General features: G+C 47.7%; 2 tRNA genes and 2 rRNA genes. All 4 read right to left on the reverse strand.

Features of this window, described 5'->3' with window-relative positions:
- Positions 1 to 59 precede the first annotated feature (59 nt).
- The 4 genes from BLQ87_RS32995 to BLQ87_RS33010 all read right to left on the reverse strand — a co-directional run bounded on the left by BLQ87_RS32995 (position 60) and on the right by BLQ87_RS33010 (position 5023).
- Positions 60 to 2937: ribosomal RNA gene (locus BLQ87_RS32995) — 23S ribosomal RNA — on the reverse strand.
- Between the two features lie 214 nt (positions 2938 to 3151).
- Positions 3152 to 3228 (reverse strand) — tRNA-Ala (locus tag BLQ87_RS33000).
- Between the two features lie 14 nt (positions 3229 to 3242).
- Positions 3243 to 3317: transfer RNA gene (locus BLQ87_RS33005), tRNA-Ile, on the reverse strand.
- A gap of 184 nt (positions 3318 to 3501) precedes the next feature.
- A 16S ribosomal RNA gene (locus BLQ87_RS33010) occupies positions 3502 to 5023 on the reverse strand.
- The 16S and 23S rRNA genes sit together here with 2 tRNA genes alongside, the layout of an rRNA operon.
- Between the last annotated feature and the right edge of the window lie 173 nt (positions 5024 to 5196).

The following is a 5196-nucleotide window of genomic DNA, read 5'->3' on the forward strand; positions in this document are numbered from 1 at the left end:
AAACAGTGACATATTATTGAAAGAAGTTAAGTTAGGAAGAACAAACAACAGTTTATTGCTCTTGAAAGCTTCGGATTATTAGTATTACTCGACTTTGATGTCACCACCTTTACATCTGTAACCTATCAACGTAGTAGTCTGCTACGGTCCTATATGGAATTCTCATCTCGTGGCTAGTTTCGCACTTAGATGCTTTCAGCGCTTATCTATTCCCAACGTAGCTACTCTGCAATGCCCCTGGCGGAACAACAGATTCACTAGAGGTTAGTCCAACCCGGTCCTCTCGTACTAAGGTCAGCCCCACTCAAAATTCCTACGCCCACAACAGATAGGGACCGAACTGTCTCGCGACGTTCTGAACCCAGCTCGCGTGCCACTTTAATCGGCGAACAGCCGAACCCTTGGGACCTTCTCCAGCCCCAGGATGTGACGAGCCGACATCGAGGTGCCAAACCTCCCCGTCGATATGAGCTCTTGGGGGAGATCAGCCTGTTATCCCCAGCGTACCTTTTATCCTTTGAGCGATGGCCCTTCCATGCAGAACCACCGGATCACTATATCCGTCTTTCGACCCTGCTCGGCTTGTCTGCCTCACAGTCAAGCAAGCTTATGCTATTGCACTCCTCATACGGTTACCAAGCGTATTGAGCTTACCTTTGAAAGCCTCCGTTACCTTTTTGGAGGCGACCACCCCAGTCAAACTACCCATCAAACAATGTCCCCCCCGAAAGGGGTTAGACACCGAATACAAAAAGGGTGGTATTTCAACGTTGACTCCACAACACCTAGCGATGCCACTTCATAGTCTCCCACCTATCCTACACATCTTGTATCCAATGTCAATGTTAAATTGTAGTGAAGGTGCATGGGGTCTTTCCGTCCCGTTGCGGGTACCCGGCGTCTTCACCGGGACCACAATTTCACCGAGCTCATGGCTGAGACAGCGCCCAGATCGTTACACCATTCGTGCAGGTCGGAACTTACCCGACAAGGAATTTCGCTACCTTAGGACCGTTATAGTTACGGCCGCCGTTTACTGGGGCTTCGATTCAATGCTTCTCCTTACGGATGACATCCCCTCTTAACCTTCCAGCACCGGGCAGGTGTCAGGCCTTATACTTCATCTTTCGATTTTGCAAAGCCATGTGTTTTTGTTAAACAGTCGCCTGGGCCTTTTCACTGCGGCTGATATTGCTACCAGCGCCCCTTCTCCCGAAGTTACAGGGCCATTTTGCCGAGTTCCTTAGCCATGATTCACTCGAGCACCTTAGAATTCTCTTCCCGGATACCTGTGTCGGTTTGCGGTACGGGTTTTTATAACCTGAAGCTTAGCGGTTTTTCTTGGAAGTCTGATTACCTGCGCTATCTACGCCCCCGAAGGTTTGCAGTACTATCGGGTTTCAGCTAGATCTGCGGATTTACCTACAGTCCTAATACCTACGCCCTTTAACGATCTATTCCGTCAGATCGCGGCAGTGTCACTACTCCGTCCCCACATCGCAGTTATAAAAAGTACTGGAATATTAACCAGTTGTCCATCGAATATCCCCTTCGGGTTCTCCTTAGGCCCCGACTAACCCTGATCCGATTAGCGTTGATCAGGAAACCTTATCCTTTCGGTGGGCGGGTTTCTCTCCCGCCTTATCGTTACTTATGCCTACATTTGCTTTTCCAGAAGCTCCACCACAACTTACGTCATAACTTCGCTGCCGCTGGAATGCTCCCCTACCGTAATATTAATATTACCCATAGCTTCGGTGTATAGTTTAATGCCCGTTTATTATCCATGCCCGATCGCTCGACTAGTGAGCTGTTACGCACTCTTTAAATGAATGGCTGCTTCCAAGCCAACATCCTAGCTGTCTATGCAATCGGACCTCGTTAGTTCAACTTAACTATAACTTGGGGACCTTAGCTGATGGTCTGGGTTCTTTCCCTCTCGGCCCGTGACCTTAGCACCCCGGGCCTCACTGCAGTGTATATTATATAGCATTCGGAGTTTGTCTGGATTTGGTAGGATTTGACTCCCCCGCACCCAATCAGTAGCTCTACCTCTATATAACTGAACCACCACGCTGTTCCTAAAAACATTTCGGGGAGTACGAGCTATTTCCCAGTTTGATTAGCCTTTCACCCCTACCCACAGATCATCCGGAAACTTTTCAACGTTTATCGGTTCGGTCCTCCAGTACGTGTTACCGCACCTTCAACCTGTCCATGGGTAGATCACAAGGTTTCGCGTCTACCTCCCCTGACTATACGCCCTATTCAGACTCGCTTTCGCTTCGGCTGCGTGTCTTAAACACTTAACCTTGCCAGAGAAGAGTAACTCGTAGGCTCATTATGCAAAAGGCACGCCGTCACGCCACCTGGACGCTCCGACCGCTTGTAAGCACACAGTTTCAGGTTCTATTTCACTCCCCTGTTCGGGGTTCTTTTCACCTTTCCCTCACGGTACTGGTTCACTATCGGTCTCTCAGGAGTATTTAGCCTTACCGGATGGTGCCGGCAGATTCCCACAAGGCGTCTCCGACCTCGCGGTACTCAGGATACTACTAGGCTAATGTTACTTACGTGTACGCGGCTCTCACGCTATATTGCCAGGCTTCCCATCCTGTTCCACTTCATTTCATTAATACCACATCGTAGTCCTACAACCCCACATATGCCGTAACATAAGTGGTTTGGGCTCTTTCCCTTTCGCTCGCCACTACTTAGGAAATCATTATTATTTTCTCTTCCTCTGCTTACTTAGATGTTTCAGTTCGGCAGGTTTGCGTATTATATACGACTAGTCTTCAACTAGCCAGGTTTCCCCATTCGGAAATCTTCGGATTAATTCATATTTGCTAATACCCGAAGCTTATCGCAGCTTATCACGTCCTTCATCGCCTCTGAGAGCCAAGGCATCCCCTGTGTGCTCTTATTTACTTTCTTCTCTCCATAGCCTTTTGCGCCTATGGAAATGCTTTTTTTGATTTGTTGTTATCTCTACGGATTGAATGATTGCTCATTCCTTCCTTCAAGCTAACAACGTCTCTATTGTTGTTTGCTCTTCTTTTTTAACTTCTTCCAATATGTCAAAGAACTTTAATTCCCCACGTATATTTATCATACGCTATTTCTTGGCCTTTTATTTTAGACCGGGTAATGGTGGAGAATAACGGAGTCGAACCGTTGACCTCCTGCGTGCAAGGCAGGCGCTCTAGCCAGCTGAGCTAATCCCCCTTAGAATATATCTGTAGTCCCGAGCAGATTTGAACTGCTGACCCCTACATTATCAGTGTAGTGCTCTAACCAAACTGAGCTACGGGACTATTTGTTTATTCGAGCAGATTGTATTTGAGTATTGATTTCTCAGTTCACAAATCCTTGTCTTACTCTGCAAATACCTTCTCTCAGTATGGAGCACTATATCGATGCTTCATCCTATGGGTTTTTCTTTTGAGATTTTTTTGTCATTTATATCATTTACGTAGCGAGTAGTCTGAACTACTCCAGAAAGGAGGTATTCCAGCCGCACCTTCCGGTACGGCTACCTTGTTACGACTTAGCCCCAGTTATCGGTTTTACCCTAGGACGCTCCTTGCGGTTACATACTTTAGGTACCCCCAACTTCCATGGCTTGACGGGCGGTGTGTACAAGGCCCGGGAACGTATTCACCGCGTCATTGCTGATACGCGATTACTAGCGAATCCAACTTCAAGAGGTCGAGTTGCAGACCTCTATCCGAACTGTGAATGGCTTTTTGAGATTTGCTTGCTGTTGCCAGCTTGCTGCCCTCTGTACCATCCATTGTAGCACGTGTGTAGCCCCGGACGTAAGGGCCATGATGACTTGACGTCGTCCCCTCCTTCCTCTCTGTTTGCACAGGCAGTCTGTTTAGAGTCCCCACCTTAACGTGCTGGCAACTAAACATAGGGGTTGCGCTCGTTGCGGGACTTAACCCAACACCTCACGGCACGAGCTGACGACAGCCATGCAGCACCTAGTTTCGTGTGATTGCTCACTGATCTATCTCTAGATCATTCACTAACTTTCAAGCCCGGGTAAGGTTCCTCGCGTATCATCGAATTAAACCACATGCTCCTCCGCTTGTGCGGGCCCCCGTCAATTCCTTTGAGTTTCACCCTTGCGGGCGTACTCCCCAGGTGGAATACTTAACGCTTTCGCTTAGCCGCTAACTGTGTATCGCTAACAGCGAGTATTCATCGTTTAGGGCGTGGACTACCAGGGTATCTAATCCTGTTTGATCCCCACGCTTTCGTGCCTCAGCGTCAATAACACCATAGTAAGCTGCCTTCGCAATCGGTGTTCTGTGACATATCTATGCATTTCACCGCTACTTGTCACATTCCGCCTACCTCTAGTGTATTCAAGCTCATCAGTATCAAGGGCACTGCGATGGTTGAGCCACCGTCTTTCACCCCTGACTTAATAAGCCGCCTACGCACCCTTTAAACCCAATAAATCCGGATAACGCTTGGATCCTCCGTATTACCGCGGCTGCTGGCACGGAGTTAGCCGATCCTTATTCCTTCGGTACATTCAGCTACTTACACGTAAGTAGGTTTATTCCCGAATAAAAGCAGTTTACGACCCAGAGGGCTGTCTTCCTGCACGCGGCATGGCTGGTTCAGAGTTGCCTCCATTGACCAATATTCCTTACTGCTGCCTCCCGTAGGAGTCTGGTCCGTGTCTCAGTACCAGTGTGGGGGGTCATCCTCTCAGATCCCCTAGTCATCGTGGTCTTGGTGAGCCGTTACCTCGCCAACTAACTAATGACACGCATGCCCATCTTAATCCTATAAATATTTGATCATTGTACAATGCTGTACTGTGATTTTATGCGGTGTTAATCCGAATTTCTTCGGGCTATCCCCCTGATTAAGGTAGGTTGCATACGCGTTACGCACCCGTGCGCCACTTTCCCATCTAGCAAGCTAAATGGTATCGTTCGACTTGCATGTATTAGGCCTGCCGCTAGCGTTCATCCTGAGCCAGGATCAAACTCTCCATTGTAAAATGTGTTGTTTGAACGCTGACCATTCTTAACTTGTTAATAATAGTCTTTATTCTTTTTTTGTATTGTCTGTCAGATTCTGACTTGAAAAAATAGCTTTGGTTTTCATGTACTTTGAAACGGTACTATCTTACCTCGCTACGCTATAAATGACATCTCTTTAATGAACTTT

This window comes from Pedobacter steynii (assembly GCF_900103665.1).
Taxonomy (GTDB): Bacteria; Bacteroidota; Bacteroidia; order Sphingobacteriales; family Sphingobacteriaceae; genus Pedobacter; species Pedobacter steynii.